At 60.1% G+C, this 25,495-nt stretch carries 23 protein-coding genes; 4 read left to right on the forward strand and 19 right to left on the reverse strand.

The window, feature by feature from the left end; translation table 11 throughout:
• Window positions 1–10 precede the first annotated feature (10 nt).
• Window positions 11–1,039: a CNNM domain-containing protein gene (locus LUN51_RS08610; protein ID WP_277810936.1), complete on the forward strand. Its 1,029-nt coding sequence runs from the start codon at window positions 11–13 to the stop codon at window positions 1,037–1,039.
• Here LUN51_RS08610 and LUN51_RS08615 read toward each other — a convergent pair.
• The gene (locus tag LUN51_RS08615) at window positions 1,011–2,135 is read right to left on the reverse strand and encodes a putative sulfate/molybdate transporter (RefSeq protein WP_277810937.1); all 1,125 of its coding nucleotides are present in this window, start codon (window positions 2,133–2,135) and stop codon (window positions 1,011–1,013) included. The genes LUN51_RS08610 and LUN51_RS08615 overlap by 29 nt on opposite strands.
• 430 nt (window positions 2,136–2,565) lie before the next feature.
• Between LUN51_RS08615 and LUN51_RS08620 the strand changes: the two genes are divergently transcribed.
• A complete protein-coding gene (locus tag LUN51_RS08620) occupies window positions 2,566–3,231 on the forward strand; it encodes a hypothetical protein (protein ID WP_277810938.1) in 666 nt (221 codons plus the stop codon).
• Between the two features lie 157 nt (window positions 3,232–3,388).
• On the opposite strand, the gene LUN51_RS08625 is transcribed toward LUN51_RS08620, so the two are convergent.
• The 15 genes from LUN51_RS08625 to LUN51_RS08695 all read right to left on the reverse strand — a co-directional run bounded on the left by LUN51_RS08625 (window position 3,389) and on the right by LUN51_RS08695 (window position 19,647).
• The gene (locus LUN51_RS08625; RefSeq protein ID WP_040243594.1) at window positions 3,389–3,592 is read right to left on the reverse strand and encodes a cold-shock protein; all 204 of its coding nucleotides are present in this window, start codon (window positions 3,590–3,592) and stop codon (window positions 3,389–3,391) included.
• Window positions 3,593–3,818: 226 nt separating this feature from the next.
• Window positions 3,819–4,085, reverse strand: a complete 267-nt coding sequence (locus LUN51_RS08630) for a hypothetical protein (RefSeq protein ID WP_245798134.1) — start codon at window positions 4,083–4,085, stop codon at window positions 3,819–3,821.
• A 249-nt stretch (window positions 4,086–4,334) separates the two neighbouring features.
• Complete coding sequence (locus tag LUN51_RS08635) at window positions 4,335–6,839, reverse strand: putative bifunctional diguanylate cyclase/phosphodiesterase (protein WP_277810939.1); 2,505 nt, start codon at window positions 6,837–6,839, stop codon at window positions 4,335–4,337.
• Between the two features lie 109 nt (window positions 6,840–6,948).
• Window positions 6,949–7,461 (reverse strand): TadE/TadG family type IV pilus assembly protein, encoded by a 513-nt coding sequence (locus LUN51_RS08640; protein WP_277810940.1) that lies wholly within the window; start codon window positions 7,459–7,461, stop codon window positions 6,949–6,951.
• Window positions 7,454–9,229 carry a TadG family pilus assembly protein gene (locus LUN51_RS08645; protein ID WP_277810941.1) on the reverse strand — a complete coding sequence of 592 codons (1,776 nt, stop codon included), beginning with the start codon at window positions 9,227–9,229 and terminating at the stop codon, window positions 7,454–7,456. Before LUN51_RS08645 ends, LUN51_RS08640 begins: the two co-directional genes overlap by 8 nt.
• Before the next feature lie 2 nt (window positions 9,230–9,231).
• Window positions 9,232–9,594 carry a DUF3613 domain-containing protein gene (locus LUN51_RS08650; RefSeq protein WP_277810942.1) on the reverse strand — a complete coding sequence of 121 codons (363 nt, stop codon included), beginning with the start codon at window positions 9,592–9,594 and terminating at the stop codon, window positions 9,232–9,234.
• Window positions 9,595–9,632: 38 nt separating this feature from the next.
• A complete protein-coding gene (locus LUN51_RS08655; RefSeq protein ID WP_277810943.1) occupies window positions 9,633–10,526 on the reverse strand; it encodes a tetratricopeptide repeat protein in 894 nt (297 codons plus the stop codon).
• 2 nt (window positions 10,527–10,528) lie between these two features.
• Window positions 10,529–11,419: a type II secretion system F family protein gene (locus LUN51_RS08660; protein ID WP_277810944.1), complete on the reverse strand. Its 891-nt coding sequence runs from the start codon at window positions 11,417–11,419 to the stop codon at window positions 10,529–10,531.
• Between the two features lie 13 nt (window positions 11,420–11,432).
• Window positions 11,433–12,326 carry a type II secretion system F family protein gene (locus LUN51_RS08665; protein WP_277810945.1) on the reverse strand — a complete coding sequence of 298 codons (894 nt, stop codon included), beginning with the start codon at window positions 12,324–12,326 and terminating at the stop codon, window positions 11,433–11,435.
• Window positions 12,323–13,549, reverse strand: coding sequence for a CpaF family protein (locus LUN51_RS08670; RefSeq protein WP_277810946.1), 1,227 nt, complete (start codon window positions 13,547–13,549; stop codon window positions 12,323–12,325). Before LUN51_RS08670 ends, LUN51_RS08665 begins: the two co-directional genes overlap by 4 nt.
• Window positions 13,550–13,562: 13 nt before the next feature.
• Window positions 13,563–14,924, reverse strand: a complete 1,362-nt coding sequence (locus tag LUN51_RS08675; RefSeq protein WP_277810947.1) for a type II and III secretion system protein family protein — start codon at window positions 14,922–14,924, stop codon at window positions 13,563–13,565.
• A 133-nt stretch (window positions 14,925–15,057) separates the two neighbouring features.
• A complete protein-coding gene (gene cpaB, locus LUN51_RS08680) occupies window positions 15,058–16,053 on the reverse strand; it encodes a Flp pilus assembly protein CpaB (protein WP_277810948.1) in 996 nt (331 codons plus the stop codon).
• Between the two features lie 4 nt (window positions 16,054–16,057).
• Entirely contained in the window at window positions 16,058–16,327 is a 270-nt protein-coding gene (locus LUN51_RS08685) for a Flp family type IVb pilin (RefSeq protein ID WP_277810949.1), read from the reverse strand.
• A 68-nt stretch (window positions 16,328–16,395) separates the two neighbouring features.
• Complete coding sequence (locus LUN51_RS08690) at window positions 16,396–18,159, reverse strand: ShlB/FhaC/HecB family hemolysin secretion/activation protein (RefSeq protein WP_277810950.1); 1,764 nt, start codon at window positions 18,157–18,159, stop codon at window positions 16,396–16,398.
• 120 nt (window positions 18,160–18,279) lie between these two features.
• Entirely contained in the window at window positions 18,280–19,647 is a 1,368-nt protein-coding gene (locus tag LUN51_RS08695; RefSeq protein ID WP_277810951.1) for a collagen-like triple helix repeat-containing protein, read from the reverse strand.
• Window positions 19,648–20,162: 515 nt separating this feature from the next.
• Here LUN51_RS08695 and LUN51_RS08700 point away from each other — a divergent pair.
• Window positions 20,163–21,017 carry an AraC family transcriptional regulator gene (locus LUN51_RS08700; RefSeq protein WP_277810952.1) on the forward strand — a complete coding sequence of 285 codons (855 nt, stop codon included), beginning with the start codon at window positions 20,163–20,165 and terminating at the stop codon, window positions 21,015–21,017.
• Between the two features lie 114 nt (window positions 21,018–21,131).
• Here LUN51_RS08700 and LUN51_RS08705 read toward each other — a convergent pair whose 3' ends face one another.
• The 3 genes from LUN51_RS08705 to LUN51_RS08715 all read right to left on the reverse strand — a co-directional run bounded on the left by LUN51_RS08705 (window position 21,132) and on the right by LUN51_RS08715 (window position 23,675).
• Entirely contained in the window at window positions 21,132–21,509 is a 378-nt protein-coding gene (locus LUN51_RS08705; RefSeq protein WP_277810953.1) for a histone-like nucleoid-structuring protein, MvaT/MvaU family, read from the reverse strand.
• Window positions 21,510–21,688: 179 nt separating this feature from the next.
• Complete coding sequence (locus LUN51_RS08710; protein ID WP_277810954.1) at window positions 21,689–23,035, reverse strand: Na+/H+ antiporter family protein; 1,347 nt, start codon at window positions 23,033–23,035, stop codon at window positions 21,689–21,691.
• A 421-nt stretch (window positions 23,036–23,456) separates the two neighbouring features.
• Window positions 23,457–23,675, reverse strand: a complete 219-nt coding sequence (locus LUN51_RS08715) for a hypothetical protein (RefSeq protein WP_082021351.1) — start codon at window positions 23,673–23,675, stop codon at window positions 23,457–23,459.
• A gap of 438 nt (window positions 23,676–24,113) precedes the next feature.
• On the opposite strand from LUN51_RS08715, the gene LUN51_RS08720 reads away from it, so the two are divergent.
• Window positions 24,114–25,493 (forward strand): hypothetical protein, encoded by a 1,380-nt coding sequence (locus tag LUN51_RS08720; protein WP_277810955.1) that lies wholly within the window; start codon window positions 24,114–24,116, stop codon window positions 25,491–25,493.
• The last annotated feature ends 2 nt before the right edge of the window (window positions 25,494–25,495 follow it).

Raw genomic sequence — 25,495 nt, forward strand, 5'->3', positions numbered from 1 at the left:
AAGAGTCTTCATGGTCCTCCTTGCGGCCTTTGCCCTGCTTTCCATCGGGTTTTCATTTCTGTGTTCCATCCTCGAGGCGGCGCTGCTGTCGCTGACCCCGAGTTACATTGCGCAGTTGAAGGATGATCGCCCGAAGCTGCATGCTTCCCTTTCCAGGTTGAAGTCCAACATCGACCGTCCGCTGGCGGCGATCCTCACGCTTAATACCATCGCGCATACCGTGGGCGCGACGGGCGTGGGCGCGCAGGTGGCGGTGGTCTTCGGCGATTCCCACGTGGCGATTGCCTCGGCGGTGATGACGCTGGCGATCCTGGTCGTTTCGGAGATCATTCCCAAGACCATCGGTGCGAGCTACTGGCGTGCCCTCGCCCCGCTGCTGCCGCCGATTCTGCGGGTGATGATCTTTGTTCTGACGCCGTTCATCTGGCTTTCCGAGCGGATCACCAACCGTATCGGCAAGTCGGAGCACGATGTCGACATGCGTGGGGAGATCAAGGCGCTGGCGCGCATCGGCCTGGACGAGAAGGCGCTGGATAGCGACGAAACGCGGGCTATCGTCAATATCCTCAATCTGCACGAGATCCGCGTGAAAAGCGTGATGACGCCGCGCACGGTGTGCGTTTCAGTGCCGCCGGATCTCAGCGTCGCGGAGTTCGACGAACAGTTCGGCAAGATGCAGTTCACGCGCTTTCCGGTGATGGACGGCGGTGAACAGGCGATTGGCTACATCCATAAGGCGGATACTTATCACGCCGAGGATGAGCAGACCATGAAGGCACTAATGCACCCTATCGAGGCGCTGCACGAGACGGATAACGTCGAGCATGTCTTCACCGCAATGCTCAAGGACCACGGCCACATGCGCGTGGTGTACGACGAGCATGGCACCTGGGTGGGCTTGATCACGCTGGAGGATGTCATCGAGACGATCCTCGGCCAAGACATCGTCGATGAGACGGACAACGTCGAGAACCTGCGCCGCTACGCCAAGCAGCGCTGGGTGAAGCGCCTCAAGCGTGACGATGGCGACACCAACTGATCCGCACGCCTTCGGCGATGCCGCCGGCGATGAGCCCCCAGAAAGGATCCAGCGCGACCGTCACCGCGGCGGTCGCGGCGATCACCGGCCAGCATGAGGGCTTGCTGTCGAACAGTCGCTTGGTGATGGCAAGCTGCCAAGCGGCGACGAGCAGCAAGGCGCCCAATCCCGCACTGGGAATACCCGCAAGCAACCCCAGCCCCCACTGCGGTGGCAAACATGCCACGGCCAGCAATAAGCCTCCCAGTAGTAGTGGCGCGGTACCGGTGCGTGCGCCGAAGCGGTAATGTGCGGCCAGGCCTCCGGCGCCGTGACACATCGGCAAGGCCCCCATCGGCGTGAGGACGAGATTCGCTAGTCCAGTGGAGATCGACAAACGCGCTGGCGTGACATGCGTGGCGCGCTCTCCGAAGTAATCGCCGGCGACGAGCGTGGTCAATACGATGGCGTTGGTGACGGTCAATGAGAGTTGCGGCAACACCAGCATCGACATGGCACGTTCGATGCTTTGCATGTCCGGCCAGCTCGCCAGCGCGGGAAACCACGCGGTGCCGGTGTCGATGAGTGGCGCGCTCGCGGCCTGAAAATGCCCCAGCCCCCAGGCCGTCAATAACGCGAGCACCACGGAGGGCCAGCGCGGAAAGCGCATCGCTATCAACAGCACGCTGAGCGTGGCAATGCCTATCCAGGCTTGCTCGGCCATCAGCGTGAGGCTGGTCAAGGCCAACAGCGCCCCCAACCCCAGTTGCAGCCCGGCCAATACGGATTGCGGGATCAAGCGGTTGAGGCGCGCGATCCAGCCGGTCAGCCCCAGGATCAATAAAACCACGCCGATCGTTGCCCCGGCGATGGCCAGTTCCAGCGGCGACATGCCCGCCGTCAATATGACGGCCGCCACGGCCTTCATGGGCTGCACGGGGATGGGCAGACGATAGTACAACGCCGTGCCTAGATAAAAGACGGCAAATCCCAGCACTACCGGCACGGGCGCTAGCCCACCGATGGCGATGCTCCCCAGCATCAACGGCAGCAAGGTGCCGAGATCGCCCAGCGCCCCGTTGACCTCGCGCAGATTGGAGGCAAAGGCTGTGTTCATAACACTTTTTAACCCGACTCCATTTATTACGTTAAGATGCAGCCTTCTTGCGTGTTCTTACATCTCATTAACAATACTAAATATCGGTGTTAAATACGTTACGAATTTTCTTTTGCTCTGAGTGCATGAAAGCGCTTAGCCTCATAGCACCACCTGACCCGAACGACACAGGCCGGCATATAAGGCGGCCACAAAGGTCGCAGTCATCGTTTGTGACGAGCGATCCCGAGTTAGGCGCCCGCCAGGACGCGGTTCGTGGTCAGGAAGACCAGCGCCACCTATTCAGCGTAGCCAGCACCACCTATTCAGCGTAGTCAGTGGCTTTTTGCTAGACTCGCTACAGTCGAACGCTGCCGGACGATACTGTCAGGCAGCGTTTTTCTTTTTCCAAGCAATACCGTTTGCTTACCATCTATAAGGAGAGCAAGGAATGCTCGAGTGGCTCAACAATAATAGCGGTGCGCTGAGCGCGATCGCGAGTTTCTGCACCTTGGGCGTGTGGCTGTTCTACGCGCAGCTCCTTTACCTGGGCTTTGCGCGACAGCGGCGGCCGCGCATCCTCATCAACCGTGGCCGCAGCAAGTCGCCGGATGGCATGTGCCTGATCAGCAACATGAGCTCTGAGGCGATCTTCGTCACGAATGTTATGGGGGTATTGCACACATCCAAAAACACATATAACTGCGACTTGACCGATTACACGCGGTCTGACGATAGCGGAGAGGGCCGTGGCGAGCAGCATGCCACGCGCCAAGGTCCACTCGCCTCGGGTGACTACCATCAGGTGTGCTCGTTCAGAGAAATCATCGATCACGTCACCGACGGGAACGCGCTGGATATCGACCGGAACACGCTGACCCTCGAAGGTGAAAAGTTGAGGATGCTGGAGATCCGACTGATCGCGATCTATGGTAGCGAGAATCGCCCGCTGGGCGCGTACCGGAGCTTCATGCTCGAGAAGAGCGAGCTCGATCCTAACGAGGAGGATAATGATTGCCTGATCGTGCCAACTTCGTTCGATACGCAGCGCCTATCGCGTCGCTGGCATCAAAAGCGTATTCGTCGGTGGCTGGAAGCACTGCCGAGCAGCCGTTGATCGCCCCCCCACCATGGCCGAATAGCCCGGAGCGAATGGGCGGCGCAAAGCGTATGGATAGCAGAAAGCGTTTAGGGTTGCTTGCCCCAAACGCAACAGGGCCCGCCGAGGCGGGCCCTGTTATGCGAAGCTTTGCAGCTTCGAATCAAACGCGAAGTTACTCGGGCTTGATGTTAGACGCCTGAAGGCCTTTCTTGCCCTGAGTGACGTCAAAAGAGACCTTTTGACCGTCCTGCAGAGACTTGAAGCCTTCAGCCTGAATTTCGGAGAAGTGGGCAAAGAGGTCGTCGCCGCCGTCGTCCGGAGAAATAAAGCCGAAACCTTTAGCGTCGTTGAACCACTTAACTGTACCAGTTGCCATTTTCGATATCCTTTACACGCATTGCGCTTTCAATTGCCGGGTATTTACCCGAGTTGCAGTGGGTAAAACAAATTAGCGATACACCAGGCTCTCGAAGACATCGATTACTACTGACGGTATGCCACTTGCTAACCTACTGAACGCACTTTGGACCTTTATGGGGTCGCTGTCAACACTTTCTCGTCGTATCTTCACAGCGCGCCAGTGGCGCGCCCCGAGCGATATGTCACTGCGCCCCGCGTGACGAGTGACCTAGCTCGACGATGGTGCGCATCAGCGTGGCGACGCTTTGGCTGGATTGACCGTATTCCTGCATCAATGCCCGAAGGCGTTCCTCGAACGGTGGCTCTTGGGGCGCGGCATCTTCATTGCTTGCCCCGCCGCCATCGAGCTCCTTGAGAGCCGTGGCGAAGGCGTCATCGAGTTCACGAAACTTGCGGAGCTTTTCACGCTCATCCATATGGCGTGACGAGGCTTGACGATTGTTTTTCATGGAAATATTGAAATCACGATATAACGGTTCAAAAGCGTAATAGCACGGCTTCGGTAAGGTGTACCGGAGACGCTCACGTACGGCAACGAGTCACGCGGATAGGTAACGCGGGAAAAACGGTCTCTCTGAATAGGCGATGTCTGAATCGCTTAGCGTTGACTCGGCCCAGCACTATAGATGATGCCAAATCTGCGAAGTTCAATCCCTGCGATTTTTATATGCTCAGCGCTCACCGGGCTACCGCACAATCTAGCGCGTGCGCGCGGAACGCGCTGGCAACGTTTCTTGACGCTGTGACAGCCGCCACAGGAAAGATTCGACGGGTCTAGGTCGCCCTAGCAGGTAGCCCTGACCAATGGGACAACCCAACCCGCGCAAGACATCCATCTGTTCCTGAGTTTCTATCCCTTCGGCAACGACAGTCAAGCCTAGTCCCCGCGCCAGATCGATAATGCCTTTAACCAGCAATTGGCTGCGCTCATCCTCGGCGATGGTGTCGATATAGACTTTATCGAGCTTAACCTTGGTGAACGGCAATTCCTTTAAAAAACGCAGCGAAGTATAGCCGGCTCCGAAGTCATCCAATACCAGCCCAAAGCCGTGCAGACGCAAGGTGCGCATGACTTGACGCACTTGGCTAAGGTCCTGCGTGGCGACGTGCTCGGTGACCTCGAGCTCGATACATTGCGGGGGAACGCCGTAATACTGGCAGCGTTCCAGCAGCCAGTCGGTGAATCGGTGGTCGTCGAAATGCCGTATCGACAGATTGACCGCCCATACCAGGCTCTGCGTATGCGGCAGTTCGTGACGCGCCAACCAGGCGAGCATGGTGTCGAACACTTTTTCGTCTAGCGGCACGATCTGGTGGCTAGCTTCGGCCACAGGAATGAATTCACTGGGCGAGATAGTGCCGAAGGTGTCGTGCTGCCAACGAATCAAGGCCTCGGCGCCCGCCAGTTGCCGATTAGCGAGACGATATTGGGGTTGTAGATACAGCTCGAAGAACGGCGCCTCCTGCTCCAGGGCATCGGCCAACGTCTCCGCCAGGAAACGCCGACGCTCGGATGTCTTGAGCAGGTCGAGCTCGAATAGCTGCGGCTCGGCCCCGGCGCTGGCTAGCACCTGATCAGCGGCATCCTGTGCGGCTTGTAACAGCGCCATGGGCGTCCTGCCGTGCTCGGGCGATACGGCAACCCCAATGCGTGGTTCGAGCCGATGCGGCACACCATGAACCTCGATAGGCGAGTGGAGCATTTCCTGATAACGCGCAGCCATGTCCAGGGGGTTTTGCGCTCCGGAGGCCATGACCACGAAGACATCGTCCGAGAGACGCGCCGGATAGCACACGCCGCCGCAGGTATTGCGCAGGCGCTCGGCGATGCCCTGAGCCGCCAGGTCGGCGCATTCGACCCCGAACTGAGCGCGCAGATGGCGCAAGGCATCGAACGCTAGATAATAAAGCGAGACGGCGTAGGCATCGTCCATAAAGCGTTGCAAGTGTCGTTCGAGGAGTACGCGCCCCGGCAGATCGGTCACACGGTCGTTGCGCAGAGTTTGGCGCTTCAGACGCTGCTTGCGCTCGCGCCACCACGCCAGCCAGATGGCAAGGCCCGCCATGACCAGCGCGGCCGACGCCAGGGCGAAGACCCACCAGGTCCATTGATGTTGGGAAACGACCGCGTCGGGCACTTCGAGCCAGTTCACGCCTTCTCGCGCGCTTTCCGTGAGCTGGTCCCGAGCGCTATACAGCACGCTGGGAGTCGCGGAGACTAAGCGCGTGCCTCCTAGTGCCAGCTCATTTTTCAGTACTGCTCCACTTTGCGCCCGTGCGCCTTGGGGCATGAGCAAGGCATCGATCAGGCTATCGGCCATATGCGAGGGTACCGGGAAGACACCGCCCAGACAGCCGTGATTGAGCCACTCGCGCTGGTAACACCAGAATTGCCAGCCCTCTGCGGCCAAGGCTTGAACGCGCGCCAGGTTATCCTGCGTGAAGGGCGCCGAGAGGTAGGCTTGCAGCGGTTCACCTTGTTGTTGGCGACGTGCGCGAAAACGTGTCAGCACGCTTTCATCGGGCGAAGCCAACGCCAGCCAGGCATCGCTGAGCCGGGGCGAATTCACCCGGCGTGCGCTGGCCGCTAACGCGTCGCGGCTCTCATTCTGGGCGTACCACAGCGCCAGCGGGCCTTCCTGAGGGCGACGTGCCTCCAGTGCCCAGCGCATGCTGCGTTCGGCATAGGTGTCGAGCCCGATATGCACGATCTCCTGCGCATTCAACCAGTCGCGAAGCTCACCGTCGCGTACGTCATAGGCCACGACGGTCGCATTTTCAGGCGAGCTGGAAGCGTTCTCGGGCGAGTTGGAAGCGTTCTCAGACGAGATAAAAAGATGGCGATAGGCCCGCACGGCGGCATCATGCATGAGTAGCACGTAGCCGAGCTCGGCCTGGCGATGTGTCATGGTCTCGCGCCAGCGTCGCAGCATCGTCTCGCGTGGGAAGCGGTCGGCGCCGAGCACCTCGATGCTGAGATTGTCCTTGCCCACGCGGCGGGTGAGCGACTCGCGTACATCGCTCAGCAGGGCGGCGTCACTTTGCAGTGCAAGCTGGCTGGGCACCACGATCATGGCGCTGGACGCGGTCGCAGGCGGCACCGACGCATCATCCTCGGCCGCCCCTGCCCTATCCAGAGGCAAGATAGCCAATACAAGGAGATACCATAGCCAAGGCCCGACCTTGTTGATGCCCTTTCCCATGCGTTCGGCCTCCTGCCGTCGAGATGAAACCCGCCATCCTTTTCCCCGAATTACTACTTAGCGTAGACGTCGGTGACGTCTCTGATGTCACCGACGTCTCTAATGTCATTCAGTCGAGGAAGATGCTGGCAGTCGTTTTCAAGGGATCTGGCGTGCCTGGGATACTGATGCCAAATAGATTCAAGACAGGAAGCGGAAAATCAGCTTGCAAGCATATGGTTAACATTCCTTCATCGAATGTGGGAGCGGCGTCCTCGCAAAACCGGGTGTTGAAGCGAGCGAGCCAGCCCCTGCCATCTTGTCTTCCATCTTCTCCTGCGTCACCTCCCTCCGTTTGAATTAAGCCTAGCTCAGTGAGTCGATCTTCAAGCTTTTCAACGCGGTCGTCCTCGCTTCCATCTACCAGCGTCGTGCTAATCGTCGCGGCCTGGCGAGCGGTCTCGCTTGCCAGGTTCTGCAAGCCACTTTGAATCAGAAACACGAAGGCGTAGCCGATCAAGGCATAGAGAACCAAGAAGAACACCGGGAAGACGATGGCGAACTCGATGGCTGCGACACCGTTTTGACGACTGCGTGGCGTGTACTTGAAGCGACTCGATTTATTCAGCGCTTCCTTAGGCATCGGGATCTCCCACACGGATCAGTTCGACTTTGCCGTACCCGACACCGAGCACTTCGGCGTCCACGCCATTGAGGCTCAGTCCCAGACCATTCAGAAGCGGATCGATAAGGGGCGCCAGCACGGTATCGAGCACATCGTCGAGCCCCACCGTCAGCGCCGACAGCAAGTCGCCGACGGAACCTAGCGTCTCGTTAACCAGATCTTCGATGCCTTGACCTAGGCAGCCAAGAAGGCCACTACACTGCTCGTCTCCATCGTCGAGCAGTGATAACTCGATATTCGACTTTGCAAGCAACGGTCCCAGCAGCCCCGAGACACCGCCGATACCCTCGCCAAAACGCAGCGTCGTGTTCGTGGGCCAAGCCTCCAGCGTGTCATTAGGAGGATCGCCGGAGGCAACGGTTTGGTTCTCCTGGTTCTGCTCAAGACGCAGTGTCAGTAGATCGGCGAACTTCAACAAACTGAGTTCGACGTCAAAGGTACTCGTCAACAGCGCCGACCGAGCGCCGACGCCCACGTCGTATTGCTGATCGCCCTGGGGGACGACGAATTCGATACCGCCTCTCGCCGAGGCGGCATCGAGATCCAGACCCACATCCAGCCTTACCAGGCCGATCACGTCGACCGCGGTTTCTAGATCTAGCTCCAGCTGTGCCGTTTTCGCTTCGCTACGCCATTCATTGCATTCACTGCCTGCGTACGCCTCGCACCCTACCGGCCCCACGGCAATTTGCGGCGGCTCGATAATATTGAGATCAAAGGTCAATACGGCCAACTCGCCGATGTTGGCATCCAGGTTGTCGATGTGAATGCCGCTTTGCTGGTTCGCTGCCAGCAATGCGCCGCTGAGCAAATTGCCGACTCCGATACCGGCGAACAAGGCGCTCTCCCGCTGGGGGGATTCGAGATCCACCGCCAAAAGGTCCCCCAGAGGAACGGAGACATCCCGCGCATTCCCGGAGAGCCCACCGGTGAAATTATTCAGCGCGGATATCACGTCTCTCAGGCCGATGGCGCCATTGACGGATTGCATGCCCACGAGCGCGTCGTCATTGCCGCCACTGCGCAGGATGTTGAGGCTGGCTTGTGCCAATTCACTGACCGTAACCGTCGCATTGAGGACTTCATCGATACTGGCGGCGGATAAGTCGACGCCGACGCCCGGTAACTCGCGCGCCAGCTCCAGCAGGGTCACCTGGGTTTGCGCCAGGCCTTCGTAGCCCACCAGATCGAGGTCTAGATTCTTCGCTCCCAGCGCCGAGAGCACGGGCTCCAACAAGGCCTTGTCACCGTCGACGGACAGAAGCTGCGTGCCCAACGCCATGGCAGCAACCGGGGTACGTCGTGCCACGGCCGAGGCGCTCAGCGTGCTTGTCTCCTCGACTTCCGAATTGGAGAACAGCCGTTCGATATTGGCGATCAGGCTAGTCGGTACCGTCTCGCTCACCGTCACTCTGACGGCATCGCTGCTCGCCTCATCACTGGCGGTGAAGACGTTGACCCCTTTTTCATTAATCCCGACCGTGCCGCGTTGCAGCATCGTGAGCGATGCGTCGTCGCCTTCGTCTGGCGGTTTGGCCAAGGCCGCCGCGGCTTCCATGGCGGCGGTATCGGCTTGCTTCTGAAGCTTGGCTTTTTCGTAATAAAGCCGCCCGACATCCAACGCCAGTACCAGGCACAGAATCACCAGCCCCAGCACGCCCATGGCGAGCAGGCCGATGGCGCCGCGCTGGGTGCCGCACGAAACAGGCGATGCGTTACGCATCATGGTCACTCGTTACCAAACTCTTGGGTGTCGATGTACTGCTCGGGGATCTCGTGCGCGAAGCTTTCCACGTAGCGCTGCCAGATGGCCGATTGCACGGGGCCTGCAAGTTCCTGACGGTGAGATGAGGCGCCGCGTCCGCTGCGCTGCCATTCCAGCAGGCGTTGCGTCGCCTGGCCGGGATGCCCCGACAGATCGTGCGTACGCGTCGTTTCGACGTTGCGAGTATCTTGCTGGGCGTGAGCGTGTTGGCCGCTCGCCAGCACGACCAGCGCCAAACCGACGAGCGCACTCATGGCGAGACGGCCGAGACACTTGCCCTGATCGCGGCCTCGTGCATCTGGGGTCATCAATGTGGTGATGGGCATTTAAGTCTCCTGTCGGTCGACGTCGGCGCGAGACGCCGTCATTGCCGGATGATTTCGAGCTCGCCAGAGTCGGCTGGCATTTCCATAGGGGTATGGGTGATCGCCGACGCGCCAGCGCCGCTGGGTGTGGATGCCGAGGTGGTATCAATAGTGGAATTCGATGAGGTAGCCGTCTGTTCGACCTTCGCCAGGCGGGTCTGGCGCAACAACGCCATGTCTTCCTGATCGATTCCGTACCGCTGGGCGACGCCTTCCGCTTGCCGGTCGTTGTTCTGGGCATAGAGCGCCATGACCAGGTTGCGCGCGGCACGCGAGTAGCCGGGGCTCAGTTCCAGAGCGGTGAGGAATTCGTCTTCCGCTCGCCGGGGCTGGCCTTCCAACAGGCGCAGATAGCCCAGGTCATTGCGAATGGCAGCGTCGATGGGACGCGCCTCGCGCGCACGCCGCATCGAATCCAACGCGGTTTCCAACTCTCCCCGCGCGGCCTGGTTGCGTGCGATGCCACGCCAGGCGTCGGCGGCCAGGCAGGTGTCGGTGAGCGTGTCGTAGACCTCGTCGGCCCTGTCGCGCTTGCCCGTCTTGCGCAGCGCTTCGCCGCGCAGCAGGCGCGGTTCGGCCAACGAGCGATCTGCGTCCAGCGACAGATCATCGAGATGCGCCAGCGCGGCACGCGGCTTGTCATCATTGAGCATCTGGCGGATCAGCGAGATCTGCATGCCGGTGGTGGCCGTCATTTCCTCGCCGCAGGCGCCACGCCGGGTATCGCCCTCGTCCTGCTGGGGCGCTGCCAAGCGACTCGATGCGCTCTGTGCACCTTGGGGCTGAGTCCAGGCGGTATTCGGCGTCGACGAGCTGGCGCATCCGCCCAGTGCGGTCAGGCAGACGATGCCAACGAGGGCCTGCCATCCTCCAGACGACATTGCATGCGACATCATTAACCTCCCAGAGTCGCCAGCGCACCGGCGAGATTGAGTACCGCGGGCCCGGCCAGCACGATCAGCAGGGCCGGAAACAGAAACACCATCATGACCAGCGACATCTTGCCCGAGAGCCGAGTGACGGCTTCTTGCAGGCGCGTACGGCGCCGATCGCGCAACAAATCGCTCAGCGTGCGCAGCGATTCCCGCGCGCCGCCCCCACTGGACGAGACTTGTGCCAGCAACTTGAGAAGGTCGCCTAGGCCCTCACTGGCCTGAACATCGGCGACTTCTTCCAGGGCGTCCTCGCGGACTTGGCCGGCTTCGATCTTGTGGGTCACGCTGCGCAGTTCGCGCACGCTTTCCGGTGCGGTGCCTTGCAGGTTGTGGATCAGGCCTTGCAGTACGCTTTCCAGCGTCATGCCAGCCTCCCAAAGCATCCGCGTAACCTGCAGCACCAGGGCGACTTCCTCGTCCAGGGCACGAGTCCGCCGGCGGCGGCGATTCTTGATCCACGCCCAGCACAGCACGCCGGTCAGCGCGCTCGCAGCGATGCCCAGCAACAGGCTGCCCCAGATGCCCCGACCCTGCTCCCAGCCCCATGCGGCGCCCACCAGCCAGGCGCAGGCCGCCAGCGTGCCAAGCACGCCCAGCAGTTGTGCCTGGGCCCGCGAGCCGATGAAGCCCGCCTGACGCAGGACGATGGCTATCTCGGCGCTGCGCGCATGTCGGCGCCGATGCATGCGCCACGCACTGCCACTGCGCAGCAAGAACGACTCGGTCTGGCGCCAGGCATCCGGCGCCTGCGGGGGTTGGCGTTCCAGGCTGCGCTGCGCCACGACCCAACAAACTCCGGCGGCAATCATCAATGTTGCGCCACTGGCCAGTAACAGCAGAATTGCGCCCATGCGCCCTCCTTACTTAAATCGACTTGAGCATTCGCCACATCACGAAGCAGCCGCTCAATTCGAGCCCCAGTGCGAGCCATAGCGCCGCGCGACCGTCCGCTCTGTGCCACATGGTGCTCAGGAAATCGGGATTGGTGAGCAGGATGTAGCCGCCGATCAACACCGGGATGACGGCCAGTACCATGGCGGTAAAGCGAGTTTCACCAGTGAGCGCCTTGAGCTCGCGGCGTCCGCGCTCTTGCTGGCGCAAAAGCGTGACGAAGCTGCTCAGGATGTCGCGCAGGCTGCCGCCATGGCGTTGATTGACCTCCAGCGCGGTCGCCAGCAGCGCCAATTCGTTGAGCTTGAGCAGCGTGCTCTCGCGAACCAGTCCTTCGTGCAGTTCGAGCCCTAGTTCGCGACGCGCCCAGACCCGTTCGAGCATGTTGCGAAGCGGCGGCGCGCTGCGCGCGATCTGACGCTTGAAGGCGCTTTCCGGACTGGCGCCGACGGAGAGCTCGCGCAGCAGTTGTTCGAGATACCCCGGCAACTGGGCCCGCAGACGCGAACGCAGGCGCCTCGCCCGCCAACTCAATAGCAGGTTGCCGCCCAACAGCACGCCCGCCAGTAAGTAGAGGCTCCAGCGTTGATCGAGCAGTATCAGCATCACCGCGAGTACGCCCAGCACCAGGGCGACGGTGATCACCAGGCGGCGCGGCGTCAGCTGAATGCCGGCACGCAATAGGTAGTCGAGCGACCAATCGAGCAACGACTCGCTGGGCGCGATGCGTCGCCGCTGGCGGCGTGGCGTACTCGCCTCGCGCGGCATCGACGCTGCCCGCGCACTGGTCCATACCAACCCAGCGGCGGCCAGCAGCAAGACCATCGCGATCCACCACCACAGACTCGTGCTTGACCAAAACGTCATGCCTGTACCCTCGCGCTGGCGAGTTGGGTCCAGGGCGCTTCGTGGCGGTGATACAACGTCTCGAGTTGGATAGTGTCGCTATCGAACCCGACGACGCGTTGGACTTCGAGCACATGGCGGTGGCCGTTGACGTCACGCGTGACGTGCACCACCAGATCCAGCGCCGTGGCGATGATGCGGTTGATCAGGGTGTCCGAGCCTTGGAAGCCCGACAGGCGCACCATCATCTGCAGGCGCACCAGGGCATCCGCCGCCGCGTTGGCGTGTACCGTGCTCATCGAGCCCAGGTGGCCGGTGTTCATGGCCTGCAGCACATCGAGGACTTCATCGCCGCGACTCTCGCCGAGAATCACCCGGTCGGGGCGCATGCGAAGAGAGTTGCGCACCAATTGCCGCGCGCTGATCTCGCCTTCGCCCTCGCTGTTGGCCGGACGCGTCTCGAGACGCACGATATGGTTGTTGCGCAGTTGAAGCTCGGCGGCGTCCTCGATGGTGACGACGCGCTCGTGCGGCGGGATCGATTGGCTCAGGGCGTTAAGCAACGTGGTCTTGCCCGAGCCGGTGGCGCCACTGATGAGGATGTTGCGACGCCGCTCCACGGCTTGCTCCAGCTCGCTGAGCAGCGCGGCGGGCAAGGCGTCGCGTTCGACCAGCGCCAGTGCGCTCATGGCGTCATGGCGAAACTTGCGGATCGAGACACAGGGGCCGTCCAGCGCCAACGGCGGAATGATGGCGTTGACGCGCGAGCCATCTTCCAGGCGCGCATCCACCATGGGGCTGGATTCATCGAGCCGCCGCCCCAGCGGGGCCAGCATGCGGCGCACTACGCGCAACACATGCGCATCGTTGAGAAACTGCTGGGAAACGCGCTCGAGTTTGCCCTCGCGTTCGGCGAAGACGTGACGCGGCCCGTTGATGAGAATGTCGGTGATGCCGTCATCGCGTAACAACGGCTGCAGCGGGCCGTAGCCGGTCATTTCGTGATACAGCGATTGCAGTACCGTTTGCATGGCGTCGTCGGGGATGAACTCGCCGCGCTCGGCCAACCAGTCGCGCACGCTATCCTCCAGGCGCGTGAAAAGCACGCTGGGTTCGGCGTCGAGCTCCATGCCTTCGTCTTCGAAGCGCTCGATGACGCTGCGGTGCAGCTCCGACTTGAAGGCCGGGTCGTCGGGGTCGGCGACGACGTGCAGGTGACGTTGTCCAAAACGTGGCAGTGCCATGGTTTTCCTCCACTCAGTCGCCGAAGCCGACGTTCCCTAGACGCTCGAGGCTTTCGGCGTCCTGCGGGTCGAACAGCAGTTCCAGATACGAGGGGTCGTAGCGTCGCAATGCCTCACCAGGCAGGTCCGGACGCGGTGAATCTGCGGCCATGGGCGAGACGAGGTGCGGCGTGACGACCATCACCAGTTCCTTGTTCTCGGTCTCGAAACGCGTGGAGCGGAAAAACGCCCCGATGATCGGCAGGTCGCCAAGGCCGGGGAGCTTGTCCACGGTCTGCCTGGTGCTGTTGCTGACCAGCCCGCTGATGATCAGGCTCTCGCCGTCGCCGAGCTGCACGCTGGTATCGGTGCGCCGCACGTTGAGCGCGGGCACGGCGACGCCGCTGGCTTGCACGCCTTGGGTGAAGTCGAGCTCGCTGACCTCGGGCGCGACCTTGAGCATGATGCTGTCGTTATCCAGCACGGTGGGCGTGAGCTGCAGGCGCACGCCGAATTGCTTGAAGTCGATGCGCACGTCGCCATCGTCGTTGCTGATCGGGAAGGGAAATTCGCCGCCGGCGAGGAAGGAGGCGCTTTGCCCCGAGAGAGTGACCAGGCTGGGCTCGGCGAGGGTGTAGGCGAAGCCGTTGCTACGTAAGGCGCTGATCACGCCGAGCATGCTGTCGTCGGCATTACCGGCCACGATGTTGTAGCCGCCCTCGCCGGTCTGGAAACCGGAGCCGGTGAGGAAGGAAAAGCCCTCGCTGAAGCTGTCGCCCACGGCCTCGGCGCCGCCCAGCGCACCGCTGCTACCGACGCCGGCCAAGGTGTTGCCGCCGTTGTTCTTGCCGAAGAAAAAGCCGGCGGATTGCAGCTTGCTACGATTGACCTCGACCACGCGAATATCGGTCTGCACCTGAACCGGGCCACTTTGGCGCGTGGCGTCGACCACGTTCTGATCGCCGAGGCGACTGCGGGCCTGATCGTGACGCGCCAGAGATTCGCTCTCGCCCGAAAGCGTCGGCGTATCGGTGCCGTCGGCCAGCGTGTATTCGGATTCCATACCCCGCGCGCCGCGTGGACGCACCGTAACAAGGTAATCCTGAGGCTCGTCACGGCCGTTGCGCCACACGCTTAGCGAGGTCGTTCCCGATTCCAGCCCGGTGACCATGATTTGACGGGCATCCAACACCTGGGCGCTGGCAATATCGCCATCGCCTAGTGCCGTACGCGCCACAGGCCGGTCGAACGTCAGACGCTGCTGGTCGCTGATATCCAGGCGCAGCGTGCGTTCGCCTTGCTGGGCGATGCCCGAAGACGATAAAAGCAGCATCAAGGCGCCCAATAACCCGTACATTGAGCGCCGTCCAACGGTCGAGGTGACGGTCTCGGACATGGTGGTTTCCTTCTTCCCTGCGTTGGAGAAACACTGCCTACATATCGCGCAGCATTTCCGTGGCGCGGCGGTTATCGTTTTTATGCTTGCGGCCGCGCTTATCGTTGTCGTATCGACGGCTTTAAAGCCTTTTCTAGCGCTGCGTTTCGGTCACACGCCGCTCCCCTCCGACGAATTGCACGACGCGATGGCCACTTGCTTCTTCGTTTGTGCGACGCGGTGCCTCTGGCTGTTGGGTATCGTCGGCGGCGGCGATATCGGCATAGGTGATGGCCGGCGCGAGTTCGTCTTCGCCGTCGCTGGGCGTCTCGCTGGGCCGTTCACTCGTGCTCCGCGACAGGCCCACCACCATGCCGCCGCCATCCGGCGCTGTGACGAGATCGGCCATTAGCCGGTCGATTCGCTCACGACTACCGACCACCGCCAGCCGCAGGCGGCCGGTGCTTTCGGCCAGCAGCAGTTTGGGCGCTTGTGCCTCGGGCACCGCGACGACGGCGGTACGCGCCCCGCGTCGGTCGCTGTTCTCGTCGTCGTCATCGGCTCCACCTTGCAGATTTTGGCCATAACCGAGCACCAGCACGTCGTCGAGCAAGCGACGCGCCAAGGTCTGACGTCGGTCGCCGGACTGCGCGGCCTGGGCCTGAAACAGCACGTCGACCCGGTCACCGGGTTCAATGAAGCCGCCACCACCGATGACATCGTCGACGCCGATAGCCAGGGCGCGGTATCCCGCCGGCACCTGACTGGCCAGCACGCTGCCCAGGGCAAAATCGTCCTCGCGGATCACCTCGCCGGCCTCCACCGGACGCGTCAGCACACGCCCTTCCAGGGCCTCGCGCTCGGCGAAGCTTTGTGGCAAGGCATTGGGGAAATCGACCACTGCCAGCATCGGCGCTTGCGTGGCGGCGTCCGTCACGACGTCGCTGCCAAGTTCGGTGCCTTCGCTCAAATCACGCGTGGCCACGACTGCCGGATGCTGTCTCGCCGGCGTCTCGGTGGCCGACTCGACCGCGGACTCGGTCACCGGTGGCGCCGCCGCCTGCTGGGTCAAGCGCCAGCCAGTGAAGCCCAGCCCCAGGGCTAGGATCACCAGCAGTACCGCGACGATCTTGAGGGTTTTGGGGGACATTTTTTTAATCGCCCCCACTTTCACCATCTGTGCTATCGCTCAAAACTCCTGAAATCTTTTCAAAAACGCCTCCGAATATGTCTTCCAATCCATCGGTACCAGTGAAAACCGCAATAATTACCACCGCTACGACGCCGGCAATAATCGCGTATTCGATCGCCGTGGCGCCCTGCTGGTGCTTGAAACGCGCCTGGTTAAGTGGCTTAGCGGCGTGACTGCGTGCCGCGATGCGTTGCGTGAGGTTGGTGAACTTATCGATCAGTGAGATACGCATGATGTTTCCCCGCGTGTTGTGATAAGTGATGCCTTCCTTCTTCCCTTTTCTGCCTTCCCTTTCAGCTACTAGCCGCCATCGAACTGCCAGGAGACGCGTGCGTTGATGCGCCCGTCGCGGTTATCGGTATCCAGGTCTTCCTCGGCGATGGGACGCGCGTATTCCACGCCCAGGCGGTAGTAACGGCTGTCGGTGAATTCGAGCCCGAAGGCTGCCGAGGCGAGGTTGTATTCGATGTCGTTGTCGTGGAAACGCGTGCGCGCACCGTCCACGACCAGGTAGGGTTCGAGCCGGCTGACCCAGCCCCAGGGCACGGCTTGTAGAAAACGCAGCTCTATCTCGCCGGCATAGCCGTAGTCCCCTTCGGCCTGGCCATCGGGATAACCGCGCCCGAAGCGCATACCGCCGTAGTTGCCGCGTTCGGGGACGGGTAGGCTGTCTTCCGCCCAGAAGCCGTCCGCGCGGGTGGTGAGACGCCAACGCTCGCCTAGTGCTTCTACCCAACGCCCCTGTAGCCCCAGGCGCGTGTAACGCAGCGGGGCGTCGTCACTTTGGGAGGTGCCCAGCGTCTCGATATTCAACTCGTTCTTGCTGCCGCCGACTTCGATCCCCTGACGCACGTCGCCACTGATCTCCCAGAGACGGCCATCGCTGACCCGGCGATAACGCGTGTTGAGCTCGGCGGTGCCGTAGCGCAGCGTTTCATTGGCGCGCAGCAGTTCATCGTTGTCGCTGGTATAGCGATATTGGGTGTCTTCATCGAGGTATTCGAGGGCGCCGCCGACTTCCCATAGTGTCTTGCGGGACAATTCGATGGGGTATTCGAGTCCGGCGCGATAGCGGTAGCGTTCCTTGCTTTCCCGCGCTTCGATGGGCACGCCGAGTAACTGTGTGTCGGTGGCATCGTCACCGTCGAAATGCGTCGCCGAGAGCTTGAGACGCAGGCCGTCGCTACCGAGTGCCTGGCTGTATTCAGCGGCGAGGTATTCGTCATCGCCTTCCACGGGGAGCAAGCCGGCCAACGAGAGGCGTTCGGCATGCCGTGTGTTGCCCTGGGTGGCGATATTGGCCAACGCCTGGGTATCGTCCTCGTCGTCGTAATCGACGGAAAGGCCGGCGTCGACGCGCTTTATATCGCGGGCCTCGACACGCACGGTGGTGGCACCATTGACGGTGCGCGGTAGCGGTACGTTGACCGAGAGGCTGGCGCCGGGGATCCGCTCGATCAAGGCGGTGTAACGCTCGAAACGCTCTCGCCGCAGGGGACGTTCCTCGGCCATGCGCTCGATCAGGCGCTGGACGCGTGCGGCCACGGCATCGTTGTCGATATCCAGCTCGGCCCGGGCGATGTAGCCCTCGACCACGACGACTTGGACATTGCCGTTGGCGAAGTTGTCCGCCGGCAGGTAGGCATAGGAGATCGGGTAGCCGGCTTTCTGGTAACGCGCGGTGATGCGCTTCACGGCTTGGTTGATTTGGCCGACGGTGACCGTCTCGCCTACCAAGGGCTCGAGTGGCGCGGCCAGTTCATCGAGCTCGAACACCGAGCCGCCCCGGATATTGATATGCCGGACATTGACGCGGGCATTCTCCGATACGCCCGGTGCCGAGGCGGGTTGCTGTACGTTGAGGTCCAGCGTGCGCTGGCGTTCCTGCTGCTCTTGTTGCTCGCGCGTGGCGGTCGGCGAGCGCTCATCGATGAACGAAGGGACGACATCGTCGGCCATGAGCGAACCACTGTGACCAACCAAGGCGATGGCGAGGCAGCCCAGTAGCGATTCAGACAGCGGGCGACGGCGTTCGTCATGATGAAGACGCAACAATGACGGCATATTGTGGCTTCCCTGTGGTGTCTCTTGTCGGAGCCGCTCGTTATGTTCAGTGGCGACTCTCGTCACGGTGCGGGGCACCTTGCCTACGTTTGCTTTTAGTGCTGATAGCAGTGCCGGAAATTAACGGTTGCCCAACAAGCCCCCGCCTAGCAGGTTGCCGAGCAGGCCTTTGCGCTCGCGGGCTTGATCGCTATCGCCATTCCCCGACTCGGTGCTGCCGCTCAAGCCCCCGGTCACACCGGAGACGGAGTCGGTCACACCGCCGACCAAGCCGCCGACGAGACCTTTGTTACCGCTGTCGTCGCCGTCGCTCGAACCGCCACCGGTCAAGCCGCCGGTAGTATCAGTCAGACCACCGACGAGCCCGCCGACCAGGCCTTGGCTATTGCCGTCTTCTCCGCCACCTGTGACGCCGCCAAGCAGACCGCCTTCGCCGCCAGTCAAGCCGCTGAGCAGGCCGCCGCTTTCACCGTCGGCATTGCCGCCCGTCACGCCACCGAGCAAACCGCCTTCGCCGCCGGTGAGGCCGCTCAGCAGACCACCGTTGCTACCTTCACCATTAGTGGCCACGCCACCCAGGTCAGCCACGGCATTGCCGACGCCTTGAAGGGTTCCGCCAAGGCCGCCTAGTGCTTCGGAACGCTCGCCGACACGGCCGCCAAGCTGAGTGACCACACCACCGACCGATGTCAGTAGACCGTCAACGGGTTGGCCGACGCCAAGCCCATCGCCCAGCGTTTGCGTGGTGCCTTCGAGATTGGTGACCAATGGCCGTACAACGCCCGTGACTTCAGTGGTTAGCCCGCTGAGATGACCATCTTCCGCCGTCAAGGAAGACGTCAGCGAGCCCGCCGTCGAGGTCACCGCAACTCCCAGTTGATTGACCGTGTCGCCGGCGCCCGAGACCAGATTGGTTTTATCGTCGAGCTGACCGACGACCGGCAGGGTGTTCAAGCCAGTCACGATAGTGCTAGCCGACGAGACCGCTTCACCGACTTCTCCCACGGTCGATGTCGCGCCACCTAGCGTGGTACCCAGCGCATTATCGTTTTCGCTCAGATTGCCGAGCCCATCACGTAACCCCGTGCTCAGACTATTGACGCCTTCCCCGACATCGACAACGGCATTGCCGGCGCCATCGGTGACGAAACCCGCTCCGCCGACATCGGACTGCGAGATGGCCTCCCCCGCGCCGATGACGGTATCGCCGACGCCCGTCGTGGAATCGCCAGTATCGGAAACGACGTCTTCGACCGCAGTCGAGTCGTCACCGTCGCCCCCGTTATTACCGTCGCCGCCGCCGCCGTTATTACCATCGCCACCGCCGTTATTACCCCCATTGTTGTCGCCCATATCGGGACCGCTTCCACCACCACCGTCCATGGGCTGAGACTCGGATGAACTGCCACTGCAGCCGCTCAGGACCAGTGCCAGTACGATCGTGGTCATTGCCGGTACCTTGAGTTCCCCAAGCATCTCGACCTCCATTAATTATCGTTTACTGCCTATGGTTTTACGTATAGTGGTCGGCGAATCCGCTTTCTTTTACGCTCTTCCAACAGCCACCTCATCCCTTACGGCGTGTAAAAACCCCGCATCAACCACGCAGCCTATCTCTAAAAAATCAACAAAAATCTGGTTTCTATTCTATATTCTTTCTTTATACGCGGATAACGATAGACACCTTAACTCACTGTTTATTGTACAAATATTCAAAATAAAAAGTAAAAATGACATGGAAATCCTGCCTTTACACATAAAAAGGCCAGGATCAACGTCACGTAACATGTCGCCAATACCACACATAAATTATAGGTTACATAAATAAATATTCTAAAATACGTATCCTCTTTTCTTGGTTTTCGTACTATCATTTACCTGTTTCGCATATTAGGGATCTCATCCTTTCCGGCTTTGCAATTCCGGTCATCTTCTCAACATTTACAGACTTCGTCGGCGATGACTTACAAATAAGTCCGCCAAAAAACCAAGGGGAACCATGTATGGCAGCGTATGAGACATCGTTATCAACCAGCCTCAATGCCATGCGAGCTGCCGAGATATGGCTGCATGAGCGGTCAGGCGATAGCCCTTCAATCCGTGATCTCGCTAAGTACCTAGGGTATTCGGAGGCGCAGATACGACGTAATTTCAACCGCTGCTTCGGTATCTCGCCCGGCCGTTACCGCGACTCGCTACGGCTGGAACGCGCGGCCCTGCTGCTATGTCGTACGCCGATGCAGGTACTGGATGTCGCCATTAGTTGCGGGTATCGCAGTCATGCCATCTTCACGCGCGCTTTCCATGGCTACTTCGGCGTTTCGCCCAGCGACTATCGACGCCGCTTCCATGATCGCTTGCGCGACGAGATTCCTCGTCGTGCACCTGAGACGCTGACAATTGAAATGCGAAAAGAAGCTCGCTGTTTCTTGACTCGCCATTACGGCGATGTGTCGATGAGGGAGCAACCCGCCTTGTGGCGCTACTACGCACAACGATGGCGGCATCACTTGAAGGGGTGCGAGGTCGCGCGCACCTGGATATATCACGATGACCCTAATATCACCCCCGCGGGCAGGGTACGTATCGACTTCGGCTTCAAGGTCGAAGGCAACTGCATGGCTCCACCGGCGATGGGATTCCGGCAGGTTCACCTTTCTGCCCAACGACAGGTCAAGATGTGTGTAACGGGGCGGGAGAATATCGTCGGCGCGCTTGCTTACCTACTTTATGAGTGGTTACCGACACATAATGAATGGTTGAGTGGCGAGCCAGTCATGGTGACGTGGTGGGAAACCTCATCACCGCATGCGCGGGAGAGGTTCGAACTGGGCGTACCGCTTTTGACGATTCATTAGCCCAGTACATGGCAAATAAAAAAGGCTGATGCTCGAGCATCAGCCTTTTCCGTACAATGTACCTGAGGAGGACTCAACCACTTTCGCTGGAAAGCGCTTGTCCTCAAAGGACGCTTAGTCCTCGACGCGTACCAACCAAGACTCGACGGTATCGTTGCCGTGTTGGTCTTTCCACGCCTTGAGCGTCTTCTGGTTACCGCCCCGAGTTTCCACCACTTCACCGGTGTTGGGGTTCTTGTAGATCTTCAGCTTGCGCTTGCGGCGCCCGCCGGTGCTCGCCTGAGACGACGACGCAGAGCGAGAAGCAGGCTTCGGATCAAGCAGTTCGATAACGGCAGCAGGCGTCTTATCGTACTCTTTCATCAAGGTTTCGAGCTTTTCCTTGAATTCCAGCTCAGATGTCAGGCGCTGGTCCTGTTCCAGCTGCTGCAACTCTTCGCTGAGTTGCTTTAGCAGCTGTTCCTTTTTCATGTACTCGCTCAACAGAGACATTCTTTACCTCTAGACAGTTGGGATGTGTCCATATTATCGCCATTTATTCGCTTATTGCCAAGCCCCATCTTATTTTTTATTTACCTATCGCAACCTTCGCCTTTCCGAGTTGCCGTTAATTCGCTTTCAAGCAAGCGGATCGACATTAGCATGTCTCACTTTCAAAGCAATGCCCCCATTTAAAGCCACATTGCCGCCAGCCAGCCGAAGACGATGAGCGGGATGTTGTAATGTAAAAAGGTGGGGACGACCGAGTCCCAGATGTGGTCATGTTGGCGATCGACGTTGAGTCCCGAGGTCGGCCCCAGCGTCGAATCAGAGGCCGGCGAGCCAGCATCGCCCAGCGCGGCGGCGGTACCCACCAGGGCCACCGTCGCCATGGGTGAGAAGCCGAACTGTATGGCGAGCGGTACGTAGATCGCGGCAATAATGGGAATCGTCGAAAACGACGAGCCAATCCCCAGCGTAATAAACAAACCAACTAACAGCATGATCAACGCGGCAAGCCCTTGATGGTCGCCGATAATGGCGAAGGCGTTTTCGACCAGTGTGTCGATCTCGCCCGTCGCTTGCATGACCGAGGCAAACCCCGCCGCCGTAATCATGATGAAGCCAATAAGTGCCATCATGCGCATGCCGCTGGTGAAGAGGTCATCGGCTTCACGCCATTTGAAGATGCCGCCCAGCGACAATAGGGCGAAGCCAACGAGCCCGCCCATAATCATCGAGCCGCTATACAATTGAATCGATAAGGCGGAGACGATGGCCACGACGGCCATTACCAATCCACGAGTATGGAGACTGACCTCACTGGAACGATGCGGGATGTTACTCGTCACGACATCGCGCGCTTCATAATCACGCGGTTTGCGGTAGGAATAAAAAATAGCCACCAGAAGTCCCAGTGCCATGCCGGCAACGGGAATGCCCATGGCTAGCGGTACCATGCCACGCGTTACCTCGAGCCCCACGGCCTCGCCCGCCGAGTTGATATTGGCCAACAGAATATCGTTGAGGAAGATCGCCCCGAAGCCGACCGGTAACAACATATAAGGCGCCGTTAGGCCGAAGGTCAGCACGCAGGCCACCATGCGTCGATCCAGACGCAGGGGATTCATGATCTTGAGCAGCGGCGGGACCAGAATGGGAATGAAGGCAATATGCACGGGAATCAGGTTCTGCGAGGAAATCGCTACTAATAGCAACGCCACGAGCAGGATGTATTTCACCACCGACTGGCGTTTATATGACGCTTCGTGGCCGAGCAGACGAATCAACCGCTGAGCCAATAAGTCGGGAAGTCCTGAGCGTGAAATCGCCACTGCGAACGCCCCTAGCGTTGCGTAGGCCAACGCTACCTTGGCGCCGCCTCCCACGCCATCGTTAAACGCGGCCAGCGTATCCTCGAGTCCCAGACCGCCGACCAAACCGCCCACCAAGGCGCCCACGATAAGCGCAAACACTACCGATACTCGCGCCAATGCGAGCCCCACCATGACCAGAACGGCCAAAATAACCGCATTCATTGCCGTGTTCCCGTTGAGTGTGTGTATCAAAAGTGCGAAATACTAACAGAAGTGACTATTAGAAGCGGCCATCAGAAGCGGCCATCAAAAAGTGACCATGTAAACGTCACATCCGTGACGCGACATTGTCACAGAGACTGGGTACAACAGGCAGTGGCGATGCATGGCTCAGCAGGCCATTGCTCGTCAGACAAGGGACACTGTCGTTAAGCGCGTTAAGGAAGCATGCTGAGCTAGGAGGCTCACGGGAACCGGTAAAGTGCCGGTGCGTCAGGAAGACGCCAAGGGAGCGCGGAATCTTACGCCATGGTCGGGATAACCGACCATGGCGTTTTTATGATGCTGGAAACGGTCACCACGAAACGATCACACGGGAGCTGTTATAACGAGCTTTAGATGGCCGCCCACAATACATCGCGCTTCAGCAGTTGCCTTTCTTGGCTTGTCCGGGCGGACAGAAATCACCGCCATGCCCATGTTCATGTCGCTCATCGTGGTCATGGTGTCCATCACCGACTTCAACAACGGGCTCGGGGTCGATACGCGCGGGCGTGTAACTGCACGCCGACACGCTTGCTCCGATACCGCCTACTAGAATCGCCATTAGCCAGACTTGGCGCATCTCGTTCTCCTTGTCCATGTTGTCTGCTTGCTTCCTCACCACACTCGCCCTTCTGTTCATCAGGCGTGGGTTGGTGAGGCATTATCGTCAATCGAGCGCTCAGCGTCATCTCACGATCGTTTGCCCCCCTGCGAAATGCTTTTAGGGCCCTTCATAAGCGCTCATACGGGGAATCCCCTGCCATTCCATAACACCTATTTATGTAACGGCAAGATTTAGGTATGATGCTGCTCATAACGAAAATAAAGGCAATCAAGGGAACGCCTGAATCATATCCAACGCATGGCTCGCGAAGCATGGGAACCGTCCTCGTTTTCTGGGGCGCGTCTTCGTGCATGGCATGGCGTTGTGTGCTCATCTAGAGCAAGCGATTCAGCGTTTCCCTGGCGTCAGTTCGCAAGGGCTACCCAGCCCATCCGACGACTCACGACCCTAAGCAGGAAACGGAGAAAAAAAGTGGCACAACTATCATTCAAGGCAGCCGGCCTCGCCATGGGCGTTACCGGCACACTGGCTTTTGCTGCGCCGGCATTGGCACAACAAGACACCGAGGCCATGCAGCGCCAGTTGGATGCACTACGCGCGCAAGTCGAGCGTATGGAGCAGCAACTCGACGCTCAGCAGTCGACCACGACCGCCGACAGCAGCCAGGATACCGCGCAAACGCGTGACCTCGCCGAGGAAAACCGCTCACTGATCGAGTCGATCCAGAACTCGCAGTTCAGCGGTACCCTTCAGATGAAAGGCGTTTATAACGACTGGGACCAGGTCGACAAGGACACTGGCGGCGACATGAACTTCGGTAAGTTCACCCTCGGCGTCGACGGTCAGCACGGCGACTTCTTATATTCGTTCGAATATCGCTTCTACGATGGCTACCAGTTCCTCAAGAAGGGCTGGATGGGCTATCAGGCCAGCGACAACGACACCGTCAAGGTGGGCCTGGTCCAGACGCCGTTCGGCAACATGGATTACGGCTACCTGGGTTGGTATGGCAACCTGCCGTATCTCGCCGGCTTCAATGACAACCAGAACGCCGGTATCAAGTGGGATCATAGCCAGGGCGCCTGGGATACCTCGCTGGCCTTTTTCAAGAGCGACCAGTTGGGTGATAGCAACGAGCATTACGGCGCCAACGCCATCGGCGGCACCTCCGACGCCGTTGGTGTAAATAGCCAAGGCGTTCTAGATGAAGACGATCCCAATGCTGCGCGTGGCAACCAGGGTAATACCGAAGAAAATCAGCTCGCCGGCCGTGTCGCCTACACCTTCGGTCAGGGCACCGACTACACCACCGAGATCAACTTCTCGGCCAAGGGCGGTCAACTCTACAATAACCAGACCAATGAAAGCGGCAGCAATTGGCAGGCCGCCGTGGGCTTGAACGGCAGCTACGGCTCCTGGCTCACACAACTGCAGGCGACCGCCTACGAATATGATGCCGAGAACCCCGGCACCTCGGAAAGCGGTATTTCCGACGATGTGATTCAGGTCGGTGCATTCAATTTCAATTACCTGATTCCCGCCGAAGGCCAGATGTATTCCGCCAGCGTGGGCTACAGCATGAACGTCAACTGGGGTGACATCGATAACCTCTACTTCTATAACGACTTCAGCTATATCAGCCCGAACGGCGACTATACGCCAGCCGAGGGCGGCTTCGGCGAGAATGTCGATGACCCGATGCTCAACGACCTGGGCATGAAAGTCACAGCCGGCCCGTATTACGCCTGGTTCAGTGTTGTTTCCAACAAGAACGCACTCGGCTACTTCGGCTCGCCGACCGACGGCAACTGGCACACCAGTCTGCAGACCAACTTCGGTCTCAACTTCTAAGA

This window comes from Chromohalobacter canadensis (genome assembly GCF_029544075.1).
Classification (GTDB): domain Bacteria; phylum Pseudomonadota; class Gammaproteobacteria; order Pseudomonadales; family Halomonadaceae; genus Chromohalobacter; species Chromohalobacter canadensis_A.

Excerpts from the sequence above, each read along its gene's own strand:
- LUN51_RS08635 (WP_277810939.1), bottom strand. The coding sequence starts at position 6,839 with ATGGGAAAGGGCATCAACAAGGTCGGGCCTTGGCTATGGTATCTCCTT.
- LUN51_RS08630 (WP_245798134.1), bottom strand. The coding sequence starts at position 4,085 with ATGAAAAACAATCGTCAAGCCTCGTCACGCCATATGGATGAGCGTGAA.
- LUN51_RS08610 (WP_277810936.1), top strand. The coding sequence starts at position 11 with ATGGTCCTCCTTGCGGCCTTTGCCCTGCTTTCCATCGGGTTTTCATTT.
- LUN51_RS08625 (WP_040243594.1), bottom strand. The coding sequence starts at position 3,592 with ATGGCAACTGGTACAGTTAAGTGGTTCAACGACGCTAAAGGTTTCGGC.
- LUN51_RS08670 (WP_277810946.1), bottom strand. The coding sequence starts at position 13,549 with ATGGCACTGCCACGTTTTGGACAACGTCACCTGCACGTCGTCGCCGAC.
- LUN51_RS08620 (WP_277810938.1), top strand. The coding sequence starts at position 2,566 with ATGCTCGAGTGGCTCAACAATAATAGCGGTGCGCTGAGCGCGATCGCG.
- LUN51_RS08665 (WP_277810945.1), bottom strand. The coding sequence starts at position 12,326 with ATGACGTTTTGGTCAAGCACGAGTCTGTGGTGGTGGATCGCGATGGTC.
- LUN51_RS08645 (WP_277810941.1), bottom strand. The coding sequence starts at position 9,229 with ATGATGCGTAACGCATCGCCTGTTTCGTGCGGCACCCAGCGCGGCGCC.
- LUN51_RS08655 (WP_277810943.1), bottom strand. The coding sequence starts at position 10,526 with ATGTCGCATGCAATGTCGTCTGGAGGATGGCAGGCCCTCGTTGGCATC.
- LUN51_RS08615 (WP_277810937.1), bottom strand. The coding sequence starts at position 2,135 with ATGAACACAGCCTTTGCCTCCAATCTGCGCGAGGTCAACGGGGCGCTG.
- LUN51_RS08660 (WP_277810944.1), bottom strand. The coding sequence starts at position 11,419 with ATGGGCGCAATTCTGCTGTTACTGGCCAGTGGCGCAACATTGATGATT.
- LUN51_RS08695 (WP_277810951.1), bottom strand. The coding sequence starts at position 19,647 with ATGGAGGTCGAGATGCTTGGGGAACTCAAGGTACCGGCAATGACCACG.
- LUN51_RS08705 (WP_277810953.1), bottom strand. The coding sequence starts at position 21,509 with ATGTCTCTGTTGAGCGAGTACATGAAAAAGGAACAGCTGCTAAAGCAA.
- LUN51_RS08640 (WP_277810940.1), bottom strand. The coding sequence starts at position 7,461 with ATGCCTAAGGAAGCGCTGAATAAATCGAGTCGCTTCAAGTACACGCCA.
- cpaB (WP_277810948.1), bottom strand. The coding sequence starts at position 16,053 with ATGTCCCCCAAAACCCTCAAGATCGTCGCGGTACTGCTGGTGATCCTA.
- LUN51_RS08675 (WP_277810947.1), bottom strand. The coding sequence starts at position 14,924 with ATGTCCGAGACCGTCACCTCGACCGTTGGACGGCGCTCAATGTACGGG.
- LUN51_RS08690 (WP_277810950.1), bottom strand. The coding sequence starts at position 18,159 with ATGCCGTCATTGTTGCGTCTTCATCATGACGAACGCCGTCGCCCGCTG.
- LUN51_RS08700 (WP_277810952.1), top strand. The coding sequence starts at position 20,163 with ATGGCAGCGTATGAGACATCGTTATCAACCAGCCTCAATGCCATGCGA.
- LUN51_RS08710 (WP_277810954.1), bottom strand. The coding sequence starts at position 23,035 with ATGAATGCGGTTATTTTGGCCGTTCTGGTCATGGTGGGGCTCGCATTG.
- LUN51_RS08685 (WP_277810949.1), bottom strand. The coding sequence starts at position 16,327 with ATGCGTATCTCACTGATCGATAAGTTCACCAACCTCACGCAACGCATC.
- LUN51_RS08715 (WP_082021351.1), bottom strand. The coding sequence starts at position 23,675 with ATGGACAAGGAGAACGAGATGCGCCAAGTCTGGCTAATGGCGATTCTA.
- LUN51_RS08650 (WP_277810942.1), bottom strand. The coding sequence starts at position 9,594 with ATGCCCATCACCACATTGATGACCCCAGATGCACGAGGCCGCGATCAG.